14 protein-coding genes (1 of these 14 cut by a window edge) are annotated in these 25,997 nt (G+C 70.5%); 7 read left to right on the top strand and 7 right to left on the bottom strand.

What is annotated here, in order from left to right; translation table 11 throughout:
- The 3 genes from ACFY3V_RS36680 to rfbC all read left to right on the top strand — a co-directional run.
- Nucleotides 1–8,661: the final stretch of an SDR family NAD(P)-dependent oxidoreductase gene (locus ACFY3V_RS36680; RefSeq protein WP_389779859.1), read on the top strand. The gene continues 26,979 nt to the left of window position 1, outside the view; the window shows 8,661 of its 35,640 coding nt (coding positions 26,980–35,640); its start codon lies beyond the left edge, outside the window; it ends in the stop codon at nucleotides 8,659–8,661.
- Nucleotides 8,662–8,862: 201 nt separating this feature from the next.
- Nucleotides 8,863–9,681 (top strand): 4'-phosphopantetheinyl transferase superfamily protein, encoded by an 819-nt coding sequence (locus ACFY3V_RS36685; protein WP_362906918.1) that lies wholly within the window; start codon nucleotides 8,863–8,865, stop codon nucleotides 9,679–9,681.
- Nucleotides 9,682–9,953: 272 nt separating this feature from the next.
- Complete coding sequence (gene rfbC / locus ACFY3V_RS36690) at nucleotides 9,954–10,553, top strand: dTDP-4-dehydrorhamnose 3,5-epimerase (protein WP_362906915.1); 600 nt, start codon at nucleotides 9,954–9,956, stop codon at nucleotides 10,551–10,553.
- Between the two features lie 181 nt (nucleotides 10,554–10,734).
- Here the strand turns inward: rfbC and rfbB are convergent, their stop codons facing one another.
- Nucleotides 10,735–11,709: a dTDP-glucose 4,6-dehydratase gene (gene rfbB, locus ACFY3V_RS36695; protein ID WP_350950193.1), complete on the bottom strand. Its 975-nt coding sequence runs from the start codon at nucleotides 11,707–11,709 to the stop codon at nucleotides 10,735–10,737.
- Between the two features lie 353 nt (nucleotides 11,710–12,062).
- On the opposite strand from rfbB, the gene rfbA reads away from it, so the two are divergent.
- Together rfbA and ACFY3V_RS36705 are read left to right on the top strand one after the other, a co-directional pair.
- On the top strand, nucleotides 12,063–12,935 hold the full coding sequence (gene rfbA, locus ACFY3V_RS36700; RefSeq protein WP_362906913.1) for a glucose-1-phosphate thymidylyltransferase RfbA: 873 nt from the start codon (nucleotides 12,063–12,065) through the stop codon (nucleotides 12,933–12,935).
- Between the two features lie 87 nt (nucleotides 12,936–13,022).
- Nucleotides 13,023–13,313: a DUF5988 family protein gene (locus ACFY3V_RS36705; RefSeq protein ID WP_350950191.1), complete on the top strand. Its 291-nt coding sequence runs from the start codon at nucleotides 13,023–13,025 to the stop codon at nucleotides 13,311–13,313.
- Between the two features lie 128 nt (nucleotides 13,314–13,441).
- Here the strand turns inward: ACFY3V_RS36705 and ACFY3V_RS36710 are convergent, their stop codons facing one another.
- Nucleotides 13,442–14,131: a TetR/AcrR family transcriptional regulator gene (locus ACFY3V_RS36710; RefSeq protein WP_389779864.1), complete on the bottom strand. Its 690-nt coding sequence runs from the start codon at nucleotides 14,129–14,131 to the stop codon at nucleotides 13,442–13,444.
- 516 nt (nucleotides 14,132–14,647) lie between these two features.
- On the opposite strand from ACFY3V_RS36710, the gene ACFY3V_RS36715 reads away from it, so the two are divergent.
- The gene (locus ACFY3V_RS36715) at nucleotides 14,648–16,186 is read left to right on the top strand and encodes an MFS transporter (protein ID WP_362906908.1); all 1,539 of its coding nucleotides are present in this window, start codon (nucleotides 14,648–14,650) and stop codon (nucleotides 16,184–16,186) included.
- Between the two features lie 61 nt (nucleotides 16,187–16,247).
- On the opposite strand, the gene ACFY3V_RS36720 is transcribed toward ACFY3V_RS36715, so the two are convergent.
- Nucleotides 16,248–19,013: an AAA family ATPase gene (locus ACFY3V_RS36720; protein WP_362906906.1), complete on the bottom strand. Its 2,766-nt coding sequence runs from the start codon at nucleotides 19,011–19,013 to the stop codon at nucleotides 16,248–16,250.
- 623 nt (nucleotides 19,014–19,636) lie between these two features.
- Between ACFY3V_RS36720 and ACFY3V_RS36725 the strand changes: the two genes are divergently transcribed.
- Nucleotides 19,637–20,434, top strand: a complete 798-nt coding sequence (locus tag ACFY3V_RS36725; RefSeq protein ID WP_389779866.1) for a thioesterase II family protein — start codon at nucleotides 19,637–19,639, stop codon at nucleotides 20,432–20,434.
- 361 nt (nucleotides 20,435–20,795) lie between these two features.
- Here ACFY3V_RS36725 and ACFY3V_RS36730 read toward each other — a convergent pair whose 3' ends face one another.
- The 4 genes from ACFY3V_RS36730 to ACFY3V_RS36745 all read right to left on the bottom strand — a co-directional run bounded on the left by ACFY3V_RS36730 (nucleotide 20,796) and on the right by ACFY3V_RS36745 (nucleotide 25,646).
- The gene (locus tag ACFY3V_RS36730) at nucleotides 20,796–21,656 is read right to left on the bottom strand and encodes a 3-hydroxybutyryl-CoA dehydrogenase (protein WP_389779868.1); all 861 of its coding nucleotides are present in this window, start codon (nucleotides 21,654–21,656) and stop codon (nucleotides 20,796–20,798) included.
- On the bottom strand, nucleotides 21,653–22,666 hold the full coding sequence (locus ACFY3V_RS36735; RefSeq protein ID WP_389779870.1) for a 3-oxoacyl-ACP synthase III family protein: 1,014 nt from the start codon (nucleotides 22,664–22,666) through the stop codon (nucleotides 21,653–21,655). Before ACFY3V_RS36735 ends, ACFY3V_RS36730 begins: the two co-directional genes overlap by 4 nt.
- 6 nt (nucleotides 22,667–22,672) lie before the next feature.
- Entirely contained in the window at nucleotides 22,673–24,034 is a 1,362-nt protein-coding gene (ccrA, locus tag ACFY3V_RS36740; protein WP_389779884.1) for a crotonyl-CoA carboxylase/reductase, read from the bottom strand.
- 190 nt (nucleotides 24,035–24,224) lie between these two features.
- On the bottom strand, nucleotides 24,225–25,646 hold the full coding sequence (locus ACFY3V_RS36745; protein WP_389779887.1) for an acyl-CoA carboxylase subunit beta: 1,422 nt from the start codon (nucleotides 25,644–25,646) through the stop codon (nucleotides 24,225–24,227).
- Nucleotides 25,647–25,997 lie beyond the last annotated feature (351 nt).

The raw sequence follows: 25,997 nt of genomic DNA on the forward strand, positions 1-25,997 counted from the left end.
ACGCTCACCGGGGAGCAGGCGACGGCCGAGCGACTGTGTTCGCCGGACTACTGGGTGGAGCAGGTCCGCGGCGCGGTCCGCTTCTCCGACGCCGTGCGCACCCTGCAGGCACAGGGTGTACGCGCCTACCTGGAACTCGGCCCCGACGGCGTGCTCACCGCGATGGCCGACGAGACCATCACCGTGGCGGCCGAGACCGGTGCCGACGTGCTCGCGGATCCGGCGCGCGACGCCGAGGCGAGGTCGGCGGCCGATCCGGACGTGCTGGTACCGGCCCTGCGCAGGGGCCAGGACGAGCAAAAAACGATCATGATGGCGCTCGCCGCCCTGCACGTACGCGGGGTGCCGGTGGACTGGCGGGCGGCGTTCCCCGGCGCCCACCGGGTGGAGTTGCCCACCTACGCCTTCCAGCGTCGGCGTTTCTGGCCGGGACCCTCGCGCGGCCGCGTCGGCGATGTGACCGAGGCCGGGCTCGGAGCGCCGGATCACCCCCTGCTGGGAGCCGCCGTCGAGCTGGCGGGGGGCGACGAGGTGCTCCTCACCGGCCGGTTGTCGGTGCGCTCCCAGCCGTGGCTGGCCGATCACGTGGTGTCGGGCCGGGTGGTGGTGCCTGCGACGGCGTTCCTGGAACTGGCGATCCGGGCGGGTGACGAGGTCGGCTGCGCTCGGGTGGACGAGCTGACCCTGGCCGCGCCGTTGACCCTGCCCGAACAGGGCGGCGTCCGGGTACAGGTACGGCTGGGCGGACCCGACGAGAGGGGACAGCGGCCGTTGAGCGTGTACGCGCGGCCGGAAGGCGAGGAGGAGCGTCCCTGGACACGGCATGCGAACGGGCTTCTCGCGGTCGACGAGTCTCTCACCGTCCCCGACACCGCACCGGCGTTCGACACGACCGCGTGGCCGCCGGCCGGTACGACGCCGGTCTCGTTGGAGGGCTTCTACGAGGGACGGGCCGCGGACGGCTTCGACTACGGACCGGCTTTCCGCGGCCTCACCTCGGCCTGGCGCGGCGACTCGGACATGTACGCCGAAGTCAGCCTGCCCGAGCAGGACGCGGCCGAGGCGGGGGCGTTCGGCGTGCATCCGGCGCTGCTGGACGCGGTGCTGCACATATGCCTGCTCCTCGACCTGAGCGAGGAGGCCCGGCGTAAGGTGCCCTTCGCGTGGGAGGGCGTGTCCCTGCACGCGGCGGGGGCGTCGACGGTCCGGGTGCGGATGTCCTGGGCCGGACCCGACGCGATGTCGATCGCGATCGTCGGCGTGGACGGTCCGGTGGCCTCGATCAGATCGCTGTCCCTGCGCCTCCTTTCCGAAGGACAGGCCGCCGGTCCGCGAGCGATCGGAAGGGACTCCCTGTTCAGGCTGGACTGGGTTCCGCAGGCAGCCCCGGCGTCGCCGGTGTCCGCGGTCTCGCCGGGCACCCTGGCAGTGGTGGGCCCGGACGGCTGGGGGCTCACCGAGGCACTCGCCGCCTCGGTGGGTGGTCCCGTCGGGGTCGGTGCCGATCTGCGGTCGCTGGTAGGGGCGTACGACGGTGACGCTTCCGTGCCGCGTACGGTGCTGGTCCCGGTGGAGGCGGGCCAGGGTGACGAGGTGCCGACGGCCGCTCACGGCCTGGCGTCGTCCGTGCTGGAGCTGGTGCGTTCCTGGCTCGCGGACGAGCGGTTCGCCGATTCGCGGTTGGTGTTCCTCACCCGGGGCGCGGTGGACGGCGACGACGTGGTGGCGGCGACGGTGTGGGGGCTCGTGCGTGCCGCCGAGGCCGAGCATCCGGGCCGGTTCGCGCTGATCGACCTCGACCTCCGGGACGGCGACGCCCACGACCCGAGGGGGGTGCCGGCGACGTCGATCGCGGCACTGCCGTCGGCCCTGGCCGCCGTCGAGCCGCAACTGGTGATCAGGGACGGTGCCGTGCTGGCCGGTCGGCTGACCCGCGTCTTCCCGCCCGCCGACCCGGTCGGTATGACCTGGGATCCGGAGGGCACGGTGCTGATCACCGGCGGCACCGGCGGCCTGGGTGGCATGCTGGCCCGCCACCTGGTGACCGAGCACGGCGTCGGCCACCTGACGCTGGCGAGCCGTCGCGGTGACCGGGCGGAGGGCGTCGAGGAACTGGTGGCGGAGCTCGCCGGACTCGGCGCCCGGACGAACGTCGTGGCATGCGACCTGGCGGACCGTGACGCCGTCGCCGCCCTGCTGGCCGGGATACCCGCCGAACACCCGCTGACCGCGGTGGTGCACGCCGCGGGCGTGCTGGACGACGGCGTGATCGGCACGCTGACGTCGCGGAGCCTGGAGAAGGTGTTCCGCCCCAAGGTGGACGCGGCCTGGCATCTCCACGAGCTGACCAGGGACGAGAATCTGGCGGGCTTCGTCCTGTTCTCGTCGGTGGCCGGGACGTTCGGGACGGCGGGGCAGGCCAACTACGCGGCGGCGAACGCCTTCCTGGACGCGCTCGCCCGGCACCGCCGGGCCGAGGGGCTACCGGCGGTCTCGCTGGGCTGGGGGCCGTGGGACCAGGCGAGTGGCATGACCGGCGCCCTGAGCGAGGCCGAGATGGGCAGGCTCGCCAGGCGCGGGACGCTTCCGCTCTCCCCTGAGCAGGGGCTGGCGCTGTTCGACGTGACGGTCACGGGCGAAGAGCCGGCCCTGCTGCCCGTACGTCTGGATCTGTCGGCGTTCCGCACCGGCGGGGACGTCCCGTTCTCGCTGCGAGGGCTGGTCAGGGCGCAGGCCCGCAGGCAGGCCACGACCGAGGTGGCGGCCACGCTCGTGGAACGCCTCGCGCCGCTCGGGGAGGGCGAGCGGATGGCCGTCCTGCTGGAGCTGGTGCGGGGCCAGGTGGCGCGGGCGCTGGGCCACGCGGACGGCGACTCGATCGAGCCGCTGGGCAGTTTCCAGAGCATGGGCTTCGACTCGCTGACGGCCGTCGAGGTGCGCAACAGGCTGGCCGCCGACACCGGGCTGAGGCTGCCCGCGACGCTCGTGTTCGACTACCCGAACGTCACGGCGCTGACGGAGTACCTCCTGGCGGAACTGCCGGGTGACCTCGGCGCCCCGGTGAGCGGGCGCGTGGTCGCGCGACCGGTCAAACCGGTCGGCGACGACCCCGTGGTGATCGTGTCGATGGCATGCCGCTACCCGGGTGGGGTGACCTCTCCCGAGGAGCTGTGGCGGCTGGTCGAGGAGGGTGGGGACGCGATCTCGGCGTTCCCGACCTCTCGTGGCTGGGATCTGGAGTCGCTGTACGACCCCGGCCGCGAACGCCGGGGCACCAGCTACGTCCGCGAGGGCGGCTTCCTGCACGACGCGGGGGAGTTCGACCCCGGTTTCTTCGGGATCTCGCCCCGTGAGGCGCTCGCGATGGACCCGCAGCAGCGGCTCCTTCTTGAGGTGGCCTGGGAGGCGGTCGAGCGGGCCGGGATCGACCCGCTCTCGCTGCGCGGCAGTCACACGGGTGTGTTCGCCGGGGTGATGTACCACGACTACGCGACGAGCGCGGAGTTCCCGCCGGACGTGGTGAGCTTCATGGGCACCGGTACGGCCGGCAGCGTGCTGTCCGGACGGCTGTCCTACATCCTCGGTCTGGAGGGGCCGGCGATGACGGTGGACACCGCGTGTTCCTCCTCGCTGGTGGCGTTGCACCTGGCGGCGCAGGCGCTGCGCGGCGGTGAGTGCTCGCTCGCACTGGTCGGTGGTGTGACGGTGATGGCGACTCCTGGGGCGTTCATCGACTTCAGCGCTCAGGACGGGCTCGCCGCCGACGGGCGGTGCAAGTCCTTCTCCGAGGCCGCCGACGGTGTCGGCTGGTCCGAGGGCGTCGGGACGCTGGTGCTGGAGCGCCTGTCCGACGCGCGGCGCAACGGCCACCAGGTGCTGGCCGTCGTCCGCGGTTCCGCGGTGAACCAGGACGGCGCCTCCAACGGGTTGACCGCGCCGAACGGCCCCTCACAGCAGCGGGTGATCCGCCAGGCACTGGCCGGCGCCGGACTGGCCACGGTGGACGTGGACGTGGTGGAGGGCCACGGAACGGGGACGAGCCTGGGCGACCCGATCGAGGCGCAGGCGCTGCTCGCCACCTACGGGCAGGACAGGCCGGCGGACCGGCCGCTGCTGCTGGGCTCGATCAAGTCGAACATCGGGCACACCCAGGCGGCGGCGGGCGTCGCCGGTGTGATCAAGATGGTGATGGCGATGCGCCACGAAGTGCTGCCGGGCACGCTGCACGTGGACGCGCCCTCGTCGCACGTGGACTGGGAGCAGGGGGCGGTGGAACTGCTGACCGAGCACCGCCCGTGGCCGGGGGGCGGATGGCCGCGCCGGGCCGGGGTGTCGTCGTTCGGCATCAGCGGGACCAACGCGCACGTCATCCTGGAGGAGGCGCCGCCGTCCGCGGACGCGACGGCCGGACGCCGCTCGCCGAACGGCTCACCGGGCAGGTCGCTGAACGGACCGCAGAACGGATCGCTGAACGGGGCGTCGGACGGATCACTGAACGGATCGTCGTCAGGCGTCCCGACCGGCCAGGCGCCGGACGTCGTGCCGGTGCCGGTGCCGGTGTCGGGGAAGACGGATGACGCGTTGCGGGCGCAGGCGGCACGCCTGCTGTCGCGGGTCCAGGACGATCCGGACGTCTCCTGTGCGGACATCGGCTTCTCGCTGGCGACGGGCCGTTCCGCGTTCGAGCACCGGGCGGTGGTACTGGCCGGCGACCGGGACGGGTTGCTCGCGGGCCTGGCGGCGGTGGCCGACGGGCGCCCGGCGCCGGGAACGGTGAGGGGACGTGGCGCGCGGCCGGGCAGGCTCGCGCTGCTGTTCACCGGACAGGGCGCCCAGCGGGCCGGAATGGGCAGGGAGCTGTACGAGCGGTTCCCGGTGTTCGCCGACGCCCTCGACGCCTTGCTCGCACACCTGGACCCCGAGCTGGACCGCCCGCTGCGCGAGGTGATGTTCGGCGGCGACACCGAGTCGCTGAACCGGACCGGATACACCCAGCCCGCGCTGTTCGCCCTGGAGGTGGCGCTGTTCCGGCTGGTGGAGTCCTGGGGCGTCAAGCCGGACTTCCTGGTGGGGCACTCGATCGGGGAGATCGCGGCCGCGCACGTGGCGGGCGTGCTCTCGCCTGCGGACGCGTGCCGGCTGGTGGCGGCACGTGCCCGGCTGATGCAGGCGCTGCCGGAGGGCGGCGCGATGATCGCCGTACAGGCCCCCGAGCGTGAGGTGCTGCCGCTTCTCGCCGGGTGCGAGGACGAGGTCTCCGTCGCCGCGGTGAACGGTCCCGCCTCGGTGGTGATCGCCGGTGCCGAGGACGCGGTCGTCCGGATCTCCGACCTGCTGGAGAGGAGGGGACGCAGGACGAGGCGGCTGAGGGTGAGCCACGCGTTCCACTCGCCGCTGATGGAGCCGATGCTGGCGGAGTTCCGCGGGGTGGCCGAGGGGCTGGACTTCGCGGCACCGCGGATCCCGGTGGTCTCGACCGTGACGGGCGAGCTCGCGTCGGCGGAGGAGCTGTGCTCACCGGACCACTGGGTGGAGCAGGTGCGGCGCGAGGTCAGGTTCGCCGACGGCGTGGAGACGCTGCGGCGGCGCGGGGTCAGCGCGTACCTCGAACTGGGACCCGACGGGGTGCTGACCGCGATGGCCGAGGACACCGTCCAGGACGAGGCCGCGGTGCTGGTACCGGCGCTGCGCGGTGACCGCGGCGAGCAGGACGCGATCATGACCGCGGTGGCGACGCTGCACACGCACGGGCTCGCGGTGGACTGGCCGGCCGTGTTCGGGGCCGCGTTCGGCGACGCCCGCCGGGTCGACCTGCCGACGTACGCCTTCAGGCATCAGTGGTTCTGGCCGAGTGGGCGGCGGGTCGGGGACATCAGGGATCTCGGGCTCGCGGCGGCGGCGCACCCGCTGCTGGGGGCCGCGGTGCGGCTCGCGGGGTCGGAGGGGGTCGTGCTCACCGGCCGCCTCTCACCGCGATCACACCCGTGGCTCGCCGACCACGCCGTCGGCGGGATGGTGATCCTGCCCGGCGCGGCACTGCTGGAACTCGCCGTCCGGGCAGGGGACCAGGTCGGCTGCGACCGGGTGGAGGAACTCACCATGGCCGCCCCGCTCGTGTTCGGCGAGGGGGAGGCGATGGACCTACAGGTGTCGGTGGGCGCGCCCGACGCGTCGGACCACCGTGAGCTCGGCGTCTACGCGCGGCCCGCGGGCGCCGCCGACGACGAGCCGTGGACACGGTACGCGACCGGTGTGCTCTCCGGCGGCGGACGCGAGGGCGCGGCTCCGGCCGAGGTCTTCGACACCGAGGTGTGGCCACCGAAGGGAGCGTCCGCCGTCGAACTGGACGGCCTCTACGAGCGGTTCGCCGAGGGCGGGTTCGTCTACGGCCCGCTCTTCCGGGGGTTGCGCGCTGCCTGGCGGCGTGACGACGAGGTGTTCGCGGAGATCGCCCTGCCCGAGCAGGCCGGCGACGCCGGCTCGTACGGCGTGCACCCGGCGCTGCTGGACGCCGCCCTGCACGCGGTGCCGTTCCTGGAGTCCGCCGAGCCCGAGGCGGGGCGCCTGCCGTTCGCGTGGGGCGGCGTGCACCTGCACGCGGCCGGCGCGACGACGCTGCGCGTGCGCGTGACCAGAACCGGCGAGGACACGGTGTCGGTGAGCGCGGTGGACACGGTGGGAGCGCCCGTGCTCACCGCCGAGTCGCTGGTGTCGCGTCCGGCGTCGCCCGGCGGCCTGGTCGCCGGCGGGCACCGGACATCGGGGGACGGACTGTTCCGGCTGGAGTGGACGCCTCTGCCCCAGACGCCCGCCGGCGACCAGGAATCGGAGGCGGAGGTGGTGTCGCTGGACGTGACGGCGGATCCCGGGGATCTCGTCACGCCGGGTGCCCCGCCGCGTGCCGCGGCCGTGTTCCTCGCCGCCGACCCCGCCGACCCCGCCGAGCCCACCGACCCCGCTGACGTCATCACCGCGACCCGCGGGTCCACCGCTCGCGTGCTCGGCCTTCTGCAGCGCTGGCTCGCGGAGGAGCGGCTCGGTGACAGCACCCTCGTGGTGATGACGTGTGGCGCGGTCGCCGTCCACGAGGACGACCGGGTGACCGACCTGCCGGGGGCCGCCGTGTGGGGACTGGTCCGCGCCGCGCAGGCGGAGAATCCGGGCCGGTTCGTGCTCGTCGATCTCGACGAGCCGCTGGAGCCTTCGGCGGCGCTGATGCGGGCCGTCCTGGCCTCCGGCGAGCCGCAGGTCGCGGTGCGTGACGGGGTGCTGAGAGCGGCGCGCCTGGTGCCGGCCGCCATGGACGGGGACGGCGTACGGCGATGGGATCCCGAGGGCACGGTTTTGATCACCGGCGGCACGGGTGGCCTCGGCGCCGAGGTGGCGCGGCACCTGGTGGGCGAGCACGGAGTGCGGCGGCTGCTGCTGGCCGGCCGCCGAGGTCTGGAGGCGCCCGGCGCCCCCGAGTTGCGGGCCGAGCTGGCCGCCCGCGGCGCCGAGGTCGTCGTCGCCGCGTGTGACGTCTCCGATCGGGGCGCGCTCGCGGACCTGCTGGCAGGCGTACCCGCCGAGCATCCGCTGACGGCGGTCGTCCACGCGGCGGGGGTGCTGGACGACGCGACGATTCCCTCCCTGCGCCCCGAGCGGATGGACACCGCGCTGTGGCCCAAGGCGGGTGCCGCCTGGCATCTGCACGAGCTCACCCAGGGGGTGGATCTCGCCGCGTTCGTGCTCTTCTCGTCGATGGCCGGCGTGGCCGGCGGCGCGGGGCAGGGCAACTACGCCGCGGCCAACGCCTTCCTCGACGGACTGGCCCACCACCGCCGGGCCGCCGGGCTCGCCGCGTTGTCGCTGGCCTGGGGTCCCTGGGCGCGGGACGCCGGGGCGACCGGCGGAATGACCGGCGCCCTCGCCGACACCGACCGGCGGCGGATGGCGCGGGTGGGCATCCGTCCGCTGTCGGTGGAGCAGGGACTGCGACTGTTCGACGCCGCCGGAGGTGTGGACCGCCCGGTGCTGGTGCCGGTCAGGTTCGACCTGTCGGCGTTGCGGGCGCGTGAGGAGGTTCCGCCGCTGCTGAGAGGGCTGGTGCCCGCCGGAAGACGCCGGACGGCCGCGAGCGGGCGCCAGGAGCCGGACACCCTGGTGCACGGGCTGACCGCCCTCGGCGCCGCCGAGCGCGCCGAGGTGCTCCTGGATCTCGTACGGGGCCAGGTGGCGGCTGTACTCGGGCACAGCGGAACCGGCTCCGTCGAGCCGGACCGGGCGTTCAAGGAGCTGGGCTTCGACTCGCTCACCGCCGTCGAGCTGCGCAACCGGTTGACCGACGCCACCGGGCTGCGCCTGCCGGTCAGCCTGGTGTTCGACCACCCCACCTCGCTCGCCCTCGTCGACCATCTGCTCGACCGGCTCGGCCTGACCGAGCAGACGGGGTCCGCGGCGCTCCTCGCCGAACTCGCGAAGCTGGAGAGGGCGTTCAGCGGGATGGCCGTCGACCCCGAGGCGCACCGGCAGGTCGCGGCGCGCCTGGACGTTCTGAAGACGAAATGGGCGGCGCTCTCGCGTGATTCCGGTGATCCCGGCGATACGGAGCTCGACCTTGACTCGGTCTCGGACAGCGAGATGTTCGACATGCTCGACAACGAGCTCGGCCTGTCGTGACCCTGTCGTCGCTGCCGTCGCCGTCGTCGCCGTTTCGGTTCGTGCGTGAGCCGGCCACCTCATGAGGACACGAGGTCCGCTCGCGGCGGGCAGCCCGCACGCCGTCCCCGCGAGGGGTGGAAAACCCGCCGAGGGGGTCCGGCCGAGTGCCGGACGCTCTCGCCGGACCGGGCAGGTCCCGCGGACCTCCGAACATGCCTCATGATCGAGGATCTACTGCCGGGTGAGGTCAGGTCATCGGAGGTGTTCGACGACTCGCGGCCCTGCGCCCTGTTCTTCGAGGAGGAGGCCGTGATCAGCAGGGCGGTGGAGAAGCGCCGCCGCGAGTTCACGACGGGACGTTGGTGCGCTCGCGACGCCCTGGGGCGTCTGGGCTACCCTCCGGTGCCGGTGCCGCCCGGGGTGAAGGGCGCGCCGGTCTGGCCCTCGGGTGTCGTCGGCAGCATCACCCACTGTGCCGGATACCGGGCCGCCGCCGTCGCGCGGTCCGGTGACATCACGACCCTGGGCATCGACGCCGAGCCGAACAAGCCGCTGCCCTCCGGAGTGCTGGAGGTGATCACGGTCGGCGAGGAACTGCGCCGTGTGACGTATCTCCTGCGGCGCGATCCGTCGGTGAGGTGGGACCGGCTGCTGTTCAGCGCGAAGGAGTCCGTCTACAAGGCGTGGTTCCCCCTCGCGCCGCTGCGGGAACCGCGCCTCGACTTCACGGAGGCGTCGATCACCTTCGATCCGGCCTGGGGTGGCTTCCACGCCCGGTTGCTGGCCGAGGGGCCGAGGCTGAGCGACGGTGTCGAGCTGAAGGAGTTCTTCGGCCGATGGCTGGTGGGCCGAGGGCTCATGATCACGGCCGTCGCGGTCGTGGCGGCACCTTCGGCCGCCAGGAACGCCGACGGGCACCGGCGGAGGCGGGGGAGTTCGCGGCCGGGCGGTGACGCCGATCGGCCGGGCGGTGACGGCGCTGTCCGCCGCTCGGGCGAGGGGAACGAAGGGGACGTTCACGATTCTCCGGGGGCGTGAGTCCGGAGTAGGGGGAGGGGGAGTCCCGCCGAACGCCGGTGTCCTCCTGTCGCCGGACCCGGCGACGGGTCCTTTGACCTCATCCGACAGGGTGCCACCCCTGTCGATCTCCGTGAGGGAACCGGGCACGACCCGGTCGGCCTCGGCGAACGAACCGGGTGCCACCCCTGTCGGCCTCCGTGAATGAGGGGTTTCCAGGGTGAAGGGGCTCCTGAAGACTCCGCGGGAAAGGGGCTCCCGCAGCCCGGGTCCTCCACGCTCAAGGAGATCTGATGAGCATGCGTCCGCTCGGTGTCGACGGTGCGTGGGTCTTCGAACCGAAGGTGTTCCCCGACAGCAGGGGCAGTTTTCACGAATGGTTCCACGACGCGCCCTTCCGTGAGGCCACCGGCCAGAGCCTGGCCCTGGCCCAGGCGAACTACTCGGTCTCGCGCCGGGGGACGCTGCGCGGTGTGCACTTCGCCGACGTCCCGCCCAGCCAGGCCAAGTACGTCAAGTGCGTCAGGGGAGCGGTCTTCGACGTACTCGTCGACATCCGCGTCGGATCGCCCACCTTCGGGAGGTGGGAGGCGGTGGTCCTCGACGACCGGGATCACCGCGCCGTCTACATCTCCGAGGGACTCGGCCACGCCTTCATGGCGCTGACCGACGACGCGACGGTGGTCTACCTCTGTTCCGAGGGGTACGCGCCCGGCCGTGAGCACGGCATCAACCCGCTCGACGCGGAGCTGGGGATCGAGTGGCCCGCCGGACTCGAGCCGCTGCTGTCGGAGAAGGACGAGGCGGCCCCGACCCTCGCCGAGGCCCGGCGAAGGGGCATGCTCCCCACGTACGAGGAGTGCCGTGGCCTGTACGCCAAGCTTCGCGCGTGAGCGGCGCCGCCCTTCGTGTCCCGGCATCGGCGCGTTCCCCCGCGCTCCGCGCCTCCGCCCCGGGCCGTCTCCGGAGCCCCGCACCATCCCCGGGCCACCGGAGACCGGCCCGGGGATGGTGCGGGGCCCCGGTACGACCGTTGTGCGGGGACCCGCGCCGTACGGGGGCGGGAAGGACGGGTCAGCCGGTCCGCAGCCCCGCCTTGAGCGGCTCCCACCAGGCCCGGTTGTCGCGGTACCAGGCCACGGTCTCGGCCAGGCCCGTCGCGAAGTCCTTGCGCGGGCGGTAGCCCAGCTCCCGCTCGATCTTGGTCCAGTCGACGGAGTAGCGGCGGTCGTGGCCCTTACGGTCTTCCACGTAGGCGATGCTGCTCTCGTCCGCGCCCAGCGCCTCCAGGAGGAGGCCGGTGAGTTCCCTGTTGCTCAGCTCGGTGCCGCCGCCGATGTTGTAGACCTCACCGGGGCGGCCCGCCGTGCGGACCAGCTCGATGCCCCTGACGTGGTCGTCGACGTGCAGCCAGTCGCGGACGTTGAGGCCGTCGCCGTACAGCGGGACCTTCAGTCCGTCGAGCAGGTTGGTGATGAACAGCGGGATGACCTTCTCGGGGAAGTGGTGGGGCCCGTAGTTGTTGGAGCAGCGGGTCACCCGCACGTCCAGGCCGTGGGTGCGGTGGTAGGAGAGTGACAGCAGGTCGCCGGCCGCCTTGGAGGCCGCGTAGGGGGAGTTGGGGCTCAGCGGGTCGGTCTCCGGCCAGGACCCCTCTTCGATCGAGCCGTAGACCTCGTCGGTGGAGACGTACACGAAGGTCGCGGGCCCGCCGCGGAGTGCCGCGTCCAGGAGGGTCTGGGTGCCCACCACGTTGGTCCGCACGAACTCGCCGGCGCCGAGGATCGACCGGTCGACGTGGGACTCGGCGGCGAAGTGCACCACCTGGTCGTGCCGGGAGACGAGTTCGCCGACGAGTTCGGTGTCGCAGATGTCGCCCTGGACGAACGCGAAGCGGTCACTGTCGCGGACCGGGTCGAGGTTGGCCGGGTTGCCCGCGTAGGTGAGTTTGTCCAGCACGGTGACAGTCGCCGGGCCGTCCGTGCCGAGAAGGGTGCGTACGTAGTGGGAACCGATGAATCCGGCACCCCCGGTGACGAGAATTCTCAACGGAGATCCACCTCGCTGTGATCGCTGGACGGGAGACCCGCCCTCATGGCTGTGGGCGTCGCGGGGGCGGTGCCCTTCCGTGAATGCGCGGATGTTTGGAATTTCGGCACGCATGGTTTTTGGAGATGATTCGTCGGCGCGGAATTCCGGGGCCGCGGCTCCGACTGTAGGCGGTGAGATCCGGTGTGAGAAGCCCTGCCCACGGGCGATGAATTCGACTGGAGGAAATAGGGGGATTAAGGGAGACGGTAGGGGGTTGATGCCCCCTATGCGCCATGTGAGTCTTTTTGGTACCGGTCGGCTTCCTATCCGATTGACCACCGTTGGCCGACTTCGTCATGAAGGGCTTTTCCATGAAAGGCATCATTCTCGCGGGCGGCCACGGCACGAGGTTGTATCCGCTCACGCTCGCGGTCTCCAAGCAGCTTCTCCCCGTGAACGACAAGCCGATGATCTACTATCCGCTGTCGACGCTCATGCTCGCGGGCATCAGGGAGATCATGATCATCTCCACCCCCGCCGACCTGCCGCAGCTGACCCGCCTGTTGCGGGACGGGTCACATCTGGGGCTCGACATCAGCTACGCGCAGCAGGACGAGCCGAAGGGCCTGGCCGACGCCTTCGTCATCGGCGCCGACCACATCGGCGGCGACCCGGTCGCCCTCGTGCTCGGCGACAACATCTTCCACGGCAACTCCTTCTACGACATCCTCCAGGAGAACGTCGCGGACGTGGACGGCTGCGTGCTGTTCGGCTACCCGGTCAGCGATCCCCAGCGTTACGGCATCGGGGAGACCGATGCCGAAGGCCGGCTCGTCTCGATCGAGGAGAAGCCGGCGAATCCCCGGTCCAACAGGGCGATCGTCGGCCTCTACCTCTACGACAACGACGTGATCGACATCGCCAAGAACCTGCGGCCCTCCCCCCGGGGGGAGCTGGAGATCACCGATGTCAACCGCACCTACCTGCGAAGGGGCAAGGCGCGCCTGCGTGACCTGGGCAGGGGGTTCGCCTGGATCGACGCCGGCACGCCGGAGTCGATCCTGCAGGCCACCCAGTACGTGCAGGCGCTGGAGAACCGGCAGGGCGTACGCATCGCCTGCATCGAGGAGGTCGCGCTGCGCATGGGCTTCATCGACGCCGAGACCTGCGACCGGCTGGGAGCCGAACTCTCCGCCTCCAGCTACGGCCGGTACGTACGCGGCGTCGCGGCCGAGTTCCGCTGAGCGTTCCAGGGGTCGGAGGCGCGGAAACGATCCGCGGCCACGGCGGCGGACCACATCGACCGAACACACAGACCGGAGGTATTCCAGATGAGCGTCTCCATCGACCAGGGCGGGCAGGAGAGCGGGGCGGAAGGGCAGGGCCATTCCGGATTCGCCGCATCGCAGCTCGAACGGACATATGTCGACGTCGTACTCGAAGGGGGTCCCGCTGATATCTCACGGACCTTCCGGGTCGACGACGCGACGGCGGCCTACGGAAAGATAAAGATTCCCCGGCACAATGGCTACGAGCACTTCGAGCGGCAGACGGAATCGGTTTCCGATGATTCCGGAGCGGCTGTCTTTCGTTGGACGACCCGGACCAGAATCGCCGAGTAGCGCAGTCCTCCGATGTTTTTCTTTCATACATGAACGACTCGCCGAAAAAAGGCTTTCCGGGGACAGGGAGTGATTCGCGTCCCGCGGGAGCCGTCGGGCTGGTCGCGGGGCGAATCCGGGTGCCTGCCCTACGCCCCCTTCTTCCGGCCCTCCACCAGGACGGCGACACCGTCGAGAAGGTGCCGCAGGCTGAACTCGAACCACTCGTCGATGTCGATCGGCTCGTCCTGTTGCGCGTACAGCCTGGACAGCATCGGGAACTGCCCGGACTCCAGGATCTCCAGGAGCATCGGCGTCTTCGACGCGCGCCACTGTCTCGTCGTGACGCCGGTGCGGCGCTCGGCCTCCAGCTCGTTCACCAGCAGCAGGGCCGCGCCCTGCACCTGGGCGCTCACCATCATGGCCACCCAGTGCATCGTCATCGGGTCGAGGCCGAGGCCGTCCATGGCGCGCATCGCCCACTCGACATCGGCGAGCACGTTCGGCCCGAGCGGCGGCTGGGGGGTGGCGATGACCCGCAGCGCCCAGGGGTGCCTGGAGTACATCCCCCACTCCCTTCGTGCCGCGATCTCCAGCCTGGTGCGCCAGCCTCCCGGTACGGAGACCGGATAGGAGGTCTCCCCGAAGACGACCTCGACCATCAACTCGACGAGCGCGTCCTTGCCCGACACGTAGCGGTACAGCGACATCGTGCCGGCGCCCAGCTCGGTCGCGACGCGGCGCATCGACAACGCGTCCAGTCCTTCGGTGTCGGCGATCCGGACCGCGGTGCGTACGATCCGCTCCGTGCTCAGGCCGCTCGGGGGTTCGTGGTGCATGGCCAGATCGTCGGCGCTCTGCCGGAGCGGGGCATGGTCCGCGGCGGGGGCGCATCCCGGCGCCGCGGAGAGGGAAACGTTGGGGGGCGCGACCCGCAGCGCGGAGGCCGGGGTCCGTCCGGCGGACTGCGCGGACCGCTCGGCGGTTCGGGCACGGTAGGCCCGCGCCTGACAGGCGCGGGAGCAGTACCGGGGGCGTCGTCCCCGAGGTGCGGCGTTCAAAGGCTTTCCACATTGTGTGCACGTCAACATGTGGTCCCCGTCCGATTCCAGATGCACAGCCGTGTGACGAAACTCTAGCACATGCTTTTTGTGACGTAATTAGCGATCCAGGCGTGATGAAATAACCAGTGGGAGTGAGGTGTCGTTAGGTGCTAACCCGCTGTTCTCTAGGGTTTATCTGGAACTTTTCAGAAGTCAAGGTCGATCTGAAGACGAGCCGTTGTGCTCTCCGAAGAGTTGTGCGTACGATGTATGCGTCTATTTGATGTACGAAGTACCCAAGGAGTTGTAGTCATGACACAGGGCGTAGCCACAGCCGGGCGGAGGGAATGGCTCGGCCTCGCGGTGCTGGTCCTGCCCGTCCTGCTCATCTCCGTGACCGTGACGGTGCTGTACTTCGCGCTCCCCTTCCTGAGCGCGGACCTCGCGCCGACCGGTTCTCAGCTGCTGTGGATCGTCGACATCTACGCCTTCCTGCTGGCCGGTCTGCTGATTCCGATGGGCACCCTGGGTGACAGGATCGGCCGCAGGAAACTGCTGCTGATCGGTGCCACCGCGTTCTGTGTCACGTCGGCCGTCGCCGCCTACGCCCCCAGCGCCGAGCTGCTCGTCGTGGCCCGCGCCCTGCAGGGCGCGGCGGCGGCGAGCCTGATGCCGCCGACCCTCGCGCTGATCCGCAACATGTTCCATGACCCCGGACAGCGTCGGATGGCCATCGCCGTGTGGGCCGCGGGCTTCGCCGGAGGCAGCGTGCTGGGACCGATCGTCGGAGGCTGGCTCCTGGAGCGTTTCTGGTGGGGATCGGTGTTCCTGATCAATGTGCCGGTCATGGTCCTGCTCCTGCTGCTGGGACCGATCGTGCTGCCGGAGTACCGCGACCCCCGCCCCGGAAGGTTCGACCTGATCAGCGCCCTGCTGTCGCTGGCGGCCCTGCTGCCGACGGTCTACGGGATCAAGCAGTTCGCCGCCGACGGCTTCGAACTCCAGGCCCTGACCGGCGTGATCGTCGGGCTGGCGTTCGGTGTCGTGTTCCTGCGCAGGCAGCGGTTGCTGCCCGACCCGATGCTCGACCTGAGACTGTTCTCCAGCCGGCCCTTCAGCATGTCGCTGATCACGAGCACACTCGCGATCTTCGCCCTGGTGGGGCTGTTCTACTTCATCGCCCAGTATCTGCAGATGGTGCTCGGATTGCGGCCGTTCACCGCGGGGTTGCTCACCCTTCCCGCGGCGGGTGCGGCCCTCGCCGGTTCCGTACTGGCCGCCGTGATCGCGAAGTGGGCGCGTCCGGGATTCATCATGGGCGGCGGCATGGCGCTCGCCGCCGGAGGCTTCGTCGTGATGAGCCTGATCGACGTGGACTCCGAGCGGTGGTTTCTCGTCAGCGGTCTGCTCCTGCTGGGATCCGGTATCGGAGCAGTGCAGGCGGTGGCATCCGACATGATCGTCGCTGCCGCCCCGCCGGAACGCGCCGGCTCGGCGTCCGCGGTCATGGAGGCCGCCACCGAACTCGGGGGCGCGCTCGGTATCGCGATCCTGGGCAGCGTCGGCCTGTCCGTCTACGGCGAGAGGTTCGTCGCCTCGGCGCCCGCCCTGCCCCCCGAAGACGCCGAGGCGGCGCGCGAGACCCTCGGCGGTGCGCTCGGGGTGGCCGCGAGGCTGCCGGAGCAGACCGGGGCGGCCCTGCTCGACGCCGCCCGTTCGGCCTTCACCGGCGGCATGCAGGTGGCCGCCGTCCTCGGAGCCGTCATCATGGCGTTGACGGCGGTTCTCGCCACGATCCTTCTCCGATCGGTACGAGTGGACACCCCGCAGGTGGACGGTCGTACCGAGTGACCCTCGCCGCCCGTGCCCCCGGAAGCCCCGGCCGGACGGGCACGGGCGGCGAGCCGGTCATTCACATCTGCGAGAACTGCGCCGGCAGATCCCTGCGGCCTTTCACGTTGAGCTTGCGGTAGATGCGGGTCAGATGCTGCTCCACGGTGCTGACGGTGATGTAGATCTTTCTGGAGATCTCGCGGTTGGTGTAGCCGAGCGCGGCGAGCGAGGCGACGCGCTGCTCGGCGTCACTGAGCACGTTCATGCTCTCCAGACCGTCGCCGCTGTCGTAGCCGTCGCTGTTGTGCCGTACGGCCTGCCGCAGCGGCTCGGCCCGGCACTCGCCGGCCACGCTGTCGGCACGATAGCCGATCATCCGTGCCTTGTTGGGCTCGCCGAGCTCGTTGAGGGTGTGGGTGAGGTCGACCAGCGCGTAGGCCATCTCCAGGCGGTCGCCCGCGCTCTGGAGCGTGTCGATCGCCTCCCGGAGCATGGACGGACGCTGCCTGAGGTCGCTGGTGGCGGCGAGGAGACGCTGTGAGATCCCCCGTGTCCTGAGCGAGTCGCCGCCGGACAGCTCATAGGGCTGCTCCAGCAGGGTCCGTGCCTGTTCCCGCTGTTCCAACTGGAGCAGGGCGGCCGCGGCGCCGTGACGCCACGGCACCAGCGCCGGGGTGTCCAGATTCCAGGCACGCATCAACCGCCCGCAGGTCGAGAAGTCGTTGAGCGCGGCGTGCGAGTGGTTCGTCGCCAGATAGTAGTGGGCACGGGCCTGCAGATAGTGGAGCCCGAAGTGGGTCTGGAAGATCGCGTTGGGCACCGGCCATCTGAGATGGCGCTCGGCGACGTCGTACTTACCCATCTCGGTGGTGGCGCGGATCAGTACGGCGAGTGGCAACGCGACGAGGACGCCCAGGCTCCGGGGCGGCAGGATGTCCAGTGCGGCACGCGCGTACTCCTCGGCGGTCAACAGGTCCCCCTGGCGGATGGCGATGCTCGCCCGCAGGGAGGCGAGTAGCGCCCGCCAGGTGGGGGAGCGGCGCCGCACGGCCTCCGAGTACAGGAGGTCGCACCAGAGCGCGGCCTTGTCGGGGCGGTCGGAGTAGACCAGGGCGAGGAGCGCCGCCCCCACGGTCTCCAGGTTCACGTCGTCCAGCGAGGTGGAGTGCAGCACGCGCTCGGCGGTCCTGAGCGTGTTCTCGTCCGGGCCGTCCCGCAGGACGCCCGCGAGCAGGGCCGCCGCCCGCGAGTGCGGACCGCTCTCGACCGTCGTCCACGTCGTCCACGCCGGCCTCGTCACGGAGTCGGCGCTCGCGACGACGCGGGCACGGGCGAGGACCGGGGGGTGGATGCACGACAGCCGGTGGCGGAGGACGTCGAGCCAGGCCGCCTCCTCGTCGGCGCAGGGTTCGCCTGCCAGCTCGGTCAGCCGTTCGAGCACCTCCACGGCCTCGTCGTGCTGCCCGTGCCAGAGCAGGAACCCCAGCAGGGTGTCCAGCTCGTCGAAGCCCAGCCTGTTCTCGCGGGCGTCCGCGACGAGCCGGTCGACGTACCGGTTGGCGGCGGCGGGGTTGAGGCGCCACTCCGCCCGGGCGAGCATCGCCGTGGTCGTCGTGCGCTGCCGGTCGTCGTCGCACAGCTGCAGGGCGAGCTTCAGGCACTGGACCGCGAACTCGTGCCGGTCGTTCGTGAGCGCCTGCTCGGCGGCCTCGCGGAGCTCGGCCAGTGCCCAGGACTCCCGGAAGCGGGGCGAGCCGATGAGATGTTCGGCGACCACGGTGGCCGCGGCCCCCTCCGCGTGGAGAAGCCGCGCGGCGAGCCGATGCATTTCCTGACGCCGATGCGGGTCGAGGTCGTCGAGCACGGCGGACCTGGCCGCGGGGTGCCGAAAACGTAGCGAGTCAACAATGCCGATGACACCGAGACGGTTCAGCGCCTGGTTCACCATTGTCGTCGTGATGCCGAGTAACTCCGAGAGAAGAGTCGGCAGGGCGAGGTCCCCAAGTATCGCGAGCCCGTGGGCGACCAGCAACATGGTGGGATCGCTGCGGTGCAGGAGAGCCCGGACCGATCGGGAGAATGCGTCGGAGACGATGAGGTTATCCGGTTCGCCGGCACTCTTGTAGTCTTCCATTAATGCCTTGACCAGCAGCGGGTTGCCTCCACTTACATTGTGGGCCGCTGGGCCGAACTTAACCGCCGCAGTGTTGCCGACAAAAGCGGACAGTGTCTTGATGACGCCTCGCAGGGAAAGCGGTGCCAGTGTTATGCGCTCGTAGTGAGGATGGCGCATAAGGTTTATCTCGAGATGCGGATCCATTCCCTGAAGGCCCTCTGTGGCCGTCAGTAGAATGAGCACGTTGGCACTCTTCTGCCGATGGACGAAGTTGAGCAGAAGCTGCCAGGAAAGGGAGTCCGCGTATTCGATGTCGTCCACGGTGATGAGCACGGTATTCGACTTGGAGAGTTCGAGGACAATGGCCCACAGGCCCTGGGTGATACGGAGCCAATCGGACTCCTCGGGGCGCTCACCGGACGACTTCGCCCCGAGCACGGCGTCCTCGATGAGCTGTGCCGCTCGGAAGGCGTGGTCGATGGGGAGTGCCGCGTTGTGGAAGATCTGGCTCACCACGCCGAGGGGCACCTTCTGGTCCGCCCCTGAGCAGGTGGCGCTCAGCCAGGTGACCTTCGACTCGACGGCACTGCGACCGAAGGCGTACACCAGCTCGGTCTTGCCGGTCGCGGTAGGGCTCGTGATCGTCGCCACCCGGCCACGGCCGCGCGCACAATCCGAAAGCAGGTTTGTGAGAAAAGTGGTTTCGTTGTCCCGCTCGATAAGTATCATAGGGCTCCCCGTCCACCCTAGATGAAAGCAGATGATGGAACGATAACACCCGGCTGGTAAGAGAAGGAAACCTGTATTTGCCGGTAGGTGACGTCAACCTTTCCTCTTTTCCGACGGAACTGCCGACGGCGGTAGGATGCCATTTCAGAATTTCATCACGGCGCTGTCCATGATTTCGTCATTCTCTCGCACCTAGTTTCATCACGGCATCCAGAACGCTTAACCAGGCGGTAACCCCGTATCCGCCCCAGCGGGATCATCTATGGCTCTCGGCGAAAATGCAAACCCCCTATTAACCCTTATCGACGGGGTTGATTTAGGGGGGCGCGAAGGGCTGCTTCCCTGGATCGTCGCAGGCTACTTTGGATATCCTTCCGCATGCCGACGGCCAGATGTTGCCGTAATGTGATTGGCGTATGACGGTGGGTGACGAATGCTTACGGGAGTGCAGGGCGAGATGGATTATATTCCTTCCGAGGTATTGATGTGAAAGAGGTCGATGATTTTGGATCTATCGGAGACCTGATTCCGGCTGTCGAAAAGGCCGCCGATGACCGGTCGTCCTGGATGGCGGGATCGAGACGCGCCGGCCGGAACGCGATGGTCGAGACGGGGTGGGAGTCATGAGCGCAGTCAAGGACGGCGACGACATGTGGGTCCGGCGCCTCCTTTTCGGGCAGGCGGGGGAGCGGGCCGAGCGGGCACCGGCCACGCTGGTCTGCTTCCCGCACGCCGGGGGCTCCGCGAGCTTCTACCTTCCGGTCGCGCGCCTCGCCCCGCCCACGGTCGAGGTGCTCGCGGTGCAGTATCCGGGCAGGCAGGATCGGCGCGCCGAGAGGTGTGTCGAGGACATCGACGAGCTGGCCGACCGGATCGTCGCGGCACTACCGGCCCGGGCCGTCACGCGCCCCCTGGCGCTCTTCGGGCACAGCATGGGGGCTCTCGTCGCCTTCGAGGTGGCCCGCAGGCTGGAGAGGCGCGGTACGGCGCCGCTGGAACTGTTCGTCTCGGGGCGGCGCGCCCCGTCGATCCACCGGGACGACCGGACGCACCTGCGGCCGGACGACGAGCTCCTGGCCGAACTGCGCGCACTGGGCGGGACCGCCACGACGGTGCTCGGCGACGACGACTTCATGCGGGCGATGCTGCCCGTGGTGAGGAGCGACTACCGGGCCGTCGAGACCTACCGCCACCGGCCGGGGCCGGGGCTGTCGTGCCCGGTCACCGCCCTGTCCGGTATCGACGACCCGAAGGCCCGCCCGGACGACGTGCGGGCGTGGCGCGACCATACGCGGGCACGGTTCGAGGCGCGGTTCTTTCCCGGCGGCCATTTCTACCTCACCGACCACGCCGAGGAGATCGTCGCCCTCGTCGCCGGCCGCGTCTCGTCGGCCCTGCTCGCCGCGGACTCGCGCCGCTGAGGCCCTGCCCGGGGGCGTCACGCGCCCTCTCCGTGTTGAAATGACGTCTTTCGCTTTTCGCGTATCGCCCGCCCTGTGTTGAAATGGCCGCCCGCCGCGCGGAAACGACCGTGCCCTCGCGTCGAAACGCTTCGCCGCGCCCCCGTCCCGCGCCCCTGTTTCGCGCCCTCGTCCCGCGCGCCCACCCGTGCTCGCGCACGGGCGCGCGCGGGCATGGACGGGCATGGACGGGCATGGACGGGCGACGTGCCCCGGCCACACGCCCCGACCATGTGCTCCGGCCATACGCCTCGTCCCCGCGCACAGACGCGAGAACGGCGCCGGACCGTGTCCAGGCGCCGTTCCAGGGAACAGAGGGATATCAGGAGTAGACGTGGAATCCTCGGCCGGTCTTCTTACCGAGGAGGCCGCCCTCGACCATGCGCAGGAGTATCGGCGGAGGCGCGTACTGCTGCTCCCTGAACTCCCCGTACAGCGCGTCGGCGATCGAGGCCACCGTGTCCAGCCCGATCAGGTCGGCGAGCCTCAGCGGACCCATCGGGTGCGAGCAGCCCAGCACCATCCCCTTGTCGATCACGTCGGCGGTGGCGAACCCCGTCTCCACCATCCGGATGGCCGACAGCAGGTACGGGATGAGCAGGGCGTTGACCACGAAGCCCCCCCGGTCGGAGGAGCGAATCACCTGCTTGCCGAGCGTCCCGGTGACGAACGCCTCCGCCCGCGCCAGGGGCTCGTCCTCGGTGAGCAGCGAGCCGATCAGCTCCACCAACGGCATGACGGGCACGGGATTGAAGAAGTGCACGCCGACCACCTGGCCGGGCCGCTCGGTGGCCCTCGCCATTCTGATGATCGGGATGGACGACGTGTTCGACGCCAGGATCGCGTCCGGATCCTCCACGATCTTGTCCAGGGTGCGGAACAGGTCGAGCTTGGTCGGCTCGTGCTCGGGGACGGCCTCGAAGACGATCTGCCGGTCGCCCAGATCGTAGAGGTCGCAGGTAAAGGAGACCCGCTCCAGCGCCTCGCTTCGCTCCGTCTCGGTGATCGTCGCCTTGCGCAGCCCGCCGTCGAGGGATCTCAGCAGCCGCTGCCGTCCCCGGTTCATCGAGGCGCCGCTGGTGACCGCGACCCGCACGTCCAGCCCCGCGCGGGCGCACACGTCGGCGATACCCGAGCCCATCAGCCCGCATCCGACGATACCGACCCTGTGGATGTCGCTCATCTCGTCTCCAGACGTGTGGTCGCCGACCAGCGAAGCAGGCTCATGCCCATCGACATACCGCCGCCGAAACCGGCGAGCAGCACCAGGTCGCCGTCGCCGAGCATGCCCGCCCTGTTGGCCTCGTCGAGCGCCACCGGCACCGAGGCGCTCCCCATGTTCCCGTAGCGCTCCACGGTGCGCGGGGTGTGCGCGCCGGTGAGCCCGCAGCGCTCCACCAACTCGTCGAGCAGCGCCCCGTTGGCCTGGTGCGGCACGAAGGCGTCGACCTGGTCGAGGCTGTACCCGGCACCGACCACCAGCCTTTCCAGTGCGGGCGGGACGTTCTCCATCACGAAGTCCCGCACCCCGCGGCCGTCCATCCTGAAGTAGTGCTCGCCGGCCGCGACGGTCTCGTGCGAGGTCGGGAACCTGCTGCCCCCGGCCTTGACGCTGATGAGCCCGCTCGCCTCGCCCCTGCTGGACAGGTCGCAGGCGATCATCCCGTACGGCTCGGGCACCATGCCGACCAGGGCTGCGCCGGCGCCGTCCCCGAAGAGCACCGAGGTGCGGCGGTCGGTGAAGTCGACACAGCGCGTGTAGAGGTCCGCGCCCACCACGAGCGCGTACGTGTCGGGCTGGAGCGAGAGCAGGGCCTTCGCCAGGGCGAGGCCGTACACGAACCCGCTGCACACGACGTTGATGTCGAAGCAGGCGGCGCCGTAGGCGCCGAGCGCGTTCTGCACGAGGTAGGAGGTGGGCGGTTGCGGGTGGTCACCCGTCGAGGTGGAGACGATGACGTAGCCGATGCGGTCCACATCGATGCCTGCCTGCTCGATCGCGCTCATCGCGGCCCGCGCCGCGAGGTCCGAGGTCGCCTCGTCCCGCGCGGCGTACCGCCGGAAGGAGATCCGGGTCTTGCGCAGTATCCATTCCGGGGTGACACCGACTCGTTCCGCGACCTGCGCGTTGCCGACCTCTTCCTTCGGAAGATACGAGCCGGTCGCCAGGATTCCGGCGGTTCGCCTGGCCACGGTCGCCTACACCTTTCCGGCGAGGAGGGGCGCGTCGCGCCGGGCCGATGGGTCTCGCAGCGGGTTCAGCCTCTCCTCGCCGATCCTGGCCCGCAGTTCGGGATCGGTCACGCCGAGACCGGGCTCGGGGGCCATGCACAACACGCCCACCTTGCCCAGGTGGGCATTGGTCTGCACCAGCCGGGCGGCCTCGGCGGCCTCCGTGAGCGGGTACGACGACGACAGGGTCGGCATCAGCTTGCCGAGTTCGAACAGCCGCAGGCACTCCCACATCTCCTGCATGTTGGCCGCGTGGCTGCCGACGATGCGCTTGAGGTTCATCCAGAGGTAGCGGTTGTCGAACTGGTGCTGGTAGCCCGTGCTGGAGCCGCAGGTGACGACCGTGCCGCCACGGCGGGCCACGAACACCGAGATCCCGAACGTGGCCTGGCCGATGTAGTCGAAGACGATGTGCGGGTCCCCGCCCGCCCGCTCCCGGATGATCTTTCCCAGACGCTTGCCCAGTTCGACCGTCCGCTCCGGGCTGCTGGGGGCGTCGCCGCCCATTCCGATCTCGCCGCGGTTGATGACGATGTCGCAGCCGAGCCGTTCCAGGGCCGCGGCCTTCGACGCGGAGCCGACCACCCCGACCGGGATGCCGCCGCCGTTCTTCACCATCTGCACGGCGTATCCGCCGAGCCCGCCGGTCGCGCCCCAGATGAGGACGATGTCGCCCTGCTTCATGTTCGCCCCCTGGCGGCTGACCAGCATGCGGTAGGCCGTACCCGCGCACAGCGTGATGCTGGCGGCCTCCTCCCAGGTGAGGTGGGCGGGTTTGGGGATCAACTGGCTGGCACGCGCCACCGCGTAGTGGGCGAGCGCGCCGAAGTTCGTCTCGTAGCCCCAGGCGCGCTGCTCGGCGCCGAGCATGCCGTCGCCGTGCGTCGCCGGCTCCTGGTCGTCGGTCTGGATCGGGCTCACCACGACGCGGTCGCCCACCCGCCAGCGGCGCACCCCGACCCCGGCCCGCACGACCACCCCGGCGCAGTCGGAGCCCACGACGTGATACGGAAGGTCGTGCCTGGCTGCGAACCCGCCGGTGGCGCCGAACCGCTTCAGGAAATTGAACGTCGGCAGCGGCTCGAAGATCGACGACCAGACCGTGTTGAAGTTGATGGAGCTCGCCATCACCGCGATCAGGACCTCGTCGGGTGCGAGCTCGGGCATCGGCACCCGCCCGACGCGCATCGACTTGCGCACGTCCTTGTCCTCGATGCCGGTGAACATGTCGACGTCCTCGATCCGCAGGTGGGCGGCGAGGTAGTCCTCCGGTACCGGGGTCCGCGCCAGCTGGTCGGGGGACGCCCCGCCGAGCACGGCCTCGGCCATCGGATCCGCGGTGAGGGCCGCCGGGGTCGTCCGGCGTGGGAAGGGCAGGTCGGGGGAAACGGCGTTCATCGGAATCCACCGGCTCCTTTCGGTGTGGTGGGTCTGCCTGCGGTGACGGCCCTCTGCGGGCGGGCCCGTCCTGGGCCCTGAAGTGGTCTTGCCGCGACGGTCACGAGATCAGGGGAGGGGTTCAGAGGGGGATGTTCCCGTGCCGGCCACGCCCGGCCGGGGCGGCGGCGAGGGCCTCGGCGATCCTGCGCCGGGTCTCCACCGGGTTGATCACCTCGTCGACGACGCCGAGGGAGAGGGCGCGGTTCACCCCTCCCGCCGTGCGGACGTGCTCGTCGACGAGCCGCAGCCGCAGCGCCTCGCGTTCGTCGTCGGGGGCGGCGGCGAGCCGCTTACGGTGCAACACGCCGACGGCGGCCTCCGCGCTCATCACCGCGACCTTCGCGTCCGGCCAGGCGAACACCGCGGTGGCGCCCAGGGAACGGGAGTTCATCGCGATGTACGCTCCGCCGTAGGACTGGCGGGTGACGAGCGTGACCCGCGGGACGACCGCCTCGGCGAAGGCGTGCAGGAGCTTGGCCCCGCGCCGGATCACCCCGCCCCACTCCTGCCCGACACCCGGCAGGTAGCCCGGCACGTCCACGACGACCACCAGGGGCACCCCGAACGCGTCACACATGCGAACGAACCTGGACGCCTTCTCCGCGCTCAGCGAGTCGAGGCAGCCGCCCTTGCGCAGCGGGTTGTTGGCGACCACGCCGACCGACCCCCCGGCCAGCCGGCCCAGGCCGACGACCACGTTCGCCGCCCAGCGGGGCTGCATCTCCACGAAGGGCGCGCCGGGGTCGAGGATCTCGCGCAGCAGAGGGCGCACGTCGTAGGCCCGGCGAGGGTTGTCCGGCAGCAGTGCCCGAGGGTCCGCTCCCTCGTGCACCGCGGCGACGTCGAAGCCGGACCGGCGGGCGAGGAGGTCGACGGTCCGGCGCGCCTGCTCGTAGGCCTCGGCCTCAGAGGCGACCACCACGTGCGCCACACCGGACTTGCTGCCGTGCGCGACGGTTCCGCCGAGGGACTCCATGTCGATCCGCTCACCGGTGACGGCGCGCACCACGTCGGGTCCGGTCACGAACATCCGGCCGGCCTCCGCCATGATCACCACATCGGTGAGCGCAGGCCCGTACGCGGCGGCGCCCGCCGCCGGGCCGAGGACCACCGACACCTGGGGCACCCGGCCGGAGGCTCTGGTCATCGCGGCGAACATCCGGCCCACGCCGTCCATCGACTCGACGCCGTCGGCCAGCCTGGCGCCACCGGAGTGCCACAGGCCGATCACCGGCGCCCCCTCCAGCAGGGCCGTGTCGATGGCGTTCACGACCCTGGCGCTGCCCGCGGCGCCCATCGCGCCGCCCATGTCGGTGGCGTCGGTGCAGTAGGCGATCACGTCGATGCCCGAGACGCGGCCCCGCACGGCGGACACACCGCTCCCGTCCGCCTCGTGCAGCGGGATCAGGGAGTCCGGGTCGAGCAGCCGTGCCAGGCGGACGGCCGGTGCGCGCTGGTCGAGTTCCGGTCCCCGCTGAGTGCTCGGATAGCCGATGGTCAGTGCCATAATCCATTCCCAAGAAAAGTCGACACGGTGAAGGGCGTTTTTCCTTGCACGTGGGGCACCCCCATCGAAATCAGGTACGGGCGCGATCGGCGGTCGGCGGCCAGGAGGTTTCGCAGTCACCGTCACAGGGGTTCGCAGTTTTTACCCGGCATGTGGGGGAAACGCTATATGTCGTCCAGGTGAGCACCAACCCTTATCGCACCCCTAACGGATTGTCCATCCGAATGGCCGTGCCGCGCCGGTCGCGCGGCGCCGGATCCTCCCGCGGGACCGGTCGGGGAGACCGAGCCCTCCGCGGGTGCACGTCAGCGGCCCCGGGTGGAGATGCCGACACCTGTTCGCAGG

Source organism: Streptosporangium sp. NPDC000095, from assembly GCF_042899335.1.
Classification (GTDB): Bacteria; Actinomycetota; Actinomycetes; order Streptosporangiales; family Streptosporangiaceae; genus Streptosporangium.

What these genes read in the sequence shown, in the direction of transcription:
- ACFY3V_RS36685 (WP_362906918.1), top strand. Translation starts at nt 8,863, where the DNA reads ATGATCGAGGATCTACTGCCGGGTGAGGTCAGGTCATCGGAGGTGTTC.
- rfbC (WP_362906915.1), top strand. Translation starts at nt 9,954, where the DNA reads ATGAGCATGCGTCCGCTCGGTGTCGACGGTGCGTGGGTCTTCGAACCG.
- rfbA (WP_362906913.1), top strand. Translation starts at nt 12,063, where the DNA reads ATGAAAGGCATCATTCTCGCGGGCGGCCACGGCACGAGGTTGTATCCG.
- ACFY3V_RS36705 (WP_350950191.1), top strand. Translation starts at nt 13,023, where the DNA reads ATGAGCGTCTCCATCGACCAGGGCGGGCAGGAGAGCGGGGCGGAAGGG.
- ACFY3V_RS36710 (WP_389779864.1), bottom strand. Translation starts at nt 14,131, where the DNA reads ATGCACCACGAACCCCCGAGCGGCCTGAGCACGGAGCGGATCGTACGC.
- ACFY3V_RS36715 (WP_362906908.1), top strand. Translation starts at nt 14,648, where the DNA reads ATGACACAGGGCGTAGCCACAGCCGGGCGGAGGGAATGGCTCGGCCTC.
- ACFY3V_RS36720 (WP_362906906.1), bottom strand. Translation starts at nt 19,013, where the DNA reads ATGATACTTATCGAGCGGGACAACGAAACCACTTTTCTCACAAACCTG.
- ACFY3V_RS36725 (WP_389779866.1), top strand. Translation starts at nt 19,637, where the DNA reads ATGAGCGCAGTCAAGGACGGCGACGACATGTGGGTCCGGCGCCTCCTT.
- ACFY3V_RS36730 (WP_389779868.1), bottom strand. Translation starts at nt 21,656, where the DNA reads ATGAGCGACATCCACAGGGTCGGTATCGTCGGATGCGGGCTGATGGGC.
- ccrA (WP_389779884.1), bottom strand. Translation starts at nt 24,034, where the DNA reads ATGGCCGAGGCCGTGCTCGGCGGGGCGTCCCCCGACCAGCTGGCGCGG.